Raw genomic sequence first — 1,163 nt, 5'->3', positions numbered from 1 at the left:
AAGGCGGCGCACTGTTTTATGTTACGGTCAAAGCCGAATTTGACTTTGTTGCGACAGAGGACGGTTCAAAACATACCGTCACGACCTATGGGGAGGCGATGGATAGCGGCGACAAGGCCACCAATAAAGCGATGTCCATTGCTTACAAATATGCTGCCTTTCAAGCTTTTTGCATACCCACGGAAGAAACGGCTATTGATGCCGACGCAGAAGTGCATGAAGTGGCATCGCATACACCTGATGATATTCTTAAATCCTTCACCGAAAAGGCAATGACCGTTAAATCAGTAAATGAACTAAAGCTGGAATTTGGCAAAATCTGGACGCCGTTGAATGGCACCGTGCAACAGACAGAAGCTAAAAAAGTTTATGATATCCGAAAATCAGAATTGGAGGCCGCATAATGTCAATAAACGTCGTGATATTTTCAGGGAATTTAGGCAGCGATTGTGTTGCCCGCAGCACACCCAATGGCAAGGTGATTGCCACATTTTCACTGCCCGTCAAGCAAGGATATGGAGAGCATGAGAAAGTTACTTGGGTGCAGTGCCGTATGTTTGGCGCAAGAGCAGAAAAATTACCCCGCTACCTCACCAAAGGGACGAAAGTAACCGTTACGGGGCAATTCGTTCTCGAAAGCTGGACAGCCAAAGACGGCACAGAAAAATCAACGCCGGTTGTTATTGTTAACGAGATTGACTTCACCAGCAAACAGGAGGGGCAGTCACAGCAAAATAAACCATCAGTAAGTAATGAAGCGCCGCCGCCGTTTGACGATGACATCCCATTTTAGATTCTAACCCCACAGACTAATGCAATTAATGGCTGGCTCCCGGTCAGGGAGTCGGCTATCTGCAATACAGGAGTTCAGCATGGACAAGAAGGCTAATCTTATGAAAGATACGGTAATGCTTTATAACTCAACTCCCGGCGTCTGGTTATTCCCTGACGGCAAGATAATCACCAGCTATTACGAAGCACAACAAAAAGCCGATAAACTAGGCATGAACTTGCAGATGCCTAATCTACGCCGCTTTTCCGACTCACATTAACGCTATCAAGGTGAAATATGAATGGTTTACTCACCGGATTACTCGCCCGCCGGGAAACGGGGCTTATCGAAGAAATTGAAAAACTGGAAAGACGTATTGTCCGCATGGAGA

3 protein-coding genes are annotated in these 1,163 nt (G+C 46.3%); all 3 read left to right on the top strand.

Features of this window, described 5'->3' with window-relative positions; genetic code table 11:
• Positions 1-404: ERF family protein (locus tag CINSTRO3249_RS16015; protein ID WP_174249814.1), on the top strand; the 404-nt coding region annotated here is incomplete at its 5' end.
• Positions 404-793, top strand: a complete 390-nt coding sequence (locus CINSTRO3249_RS16010; RefSeq protein WP_074013916.1) for a single-stranded DNA-binding protein — start codon at positions 404-406, stop codon at positions 791-793. The genes CINSTRO3249_RS16015 and CINSTRO3249_RS16010, both read left to right, overlap by 1 nt.
• 79 nt (positions 794-872) lie before the next feature.
• On the top strand, positions 873-1,052 hold the full coding sequence (locus CINSTRO3249_RS16005) for a hypothetical protein (RefSeq protein ID WP_074013915.1): 180 nt from the start codon (positions 873-875) through the stop codon (positions 1,050-1,052).
• Positions 1,053-1,163 lie beyond the last annotated feature (111 nt).

Origin of the sequence: Candidatus Sodalis sp. SoCistrobi, from assembly GCF_900143145.1 — a bacterium.
GTDB lineage: Bacteria > Pseudomonadota > Gammaproteobacteria > Enterobacterales > Enterobacteriaceae > SoCistrobi.
The sequence above is the reverse complement of the archived record's forward strand: the minus strand, read 5'-3'. Positions and strand labels throughout refer to the sequence as shown.

Excerpts from the sequence above, each read along its gene's own strand:
- CINSTRO3249_RS16010 (WP_074013916.1), top strand. The coding sequence starts at position 404 with ATGTCAATAAACGTCGTGATATTTTCAGGGAATTTAGGCAGCGATTGT.
- CINSTRO3249_RS16005 (WP_074013915.1), top strand. The coding sequence starts at position 873 with ATGGACAAGAAGGCTAATCTTATGAAAGATACGGTAATGCTTTATAAC.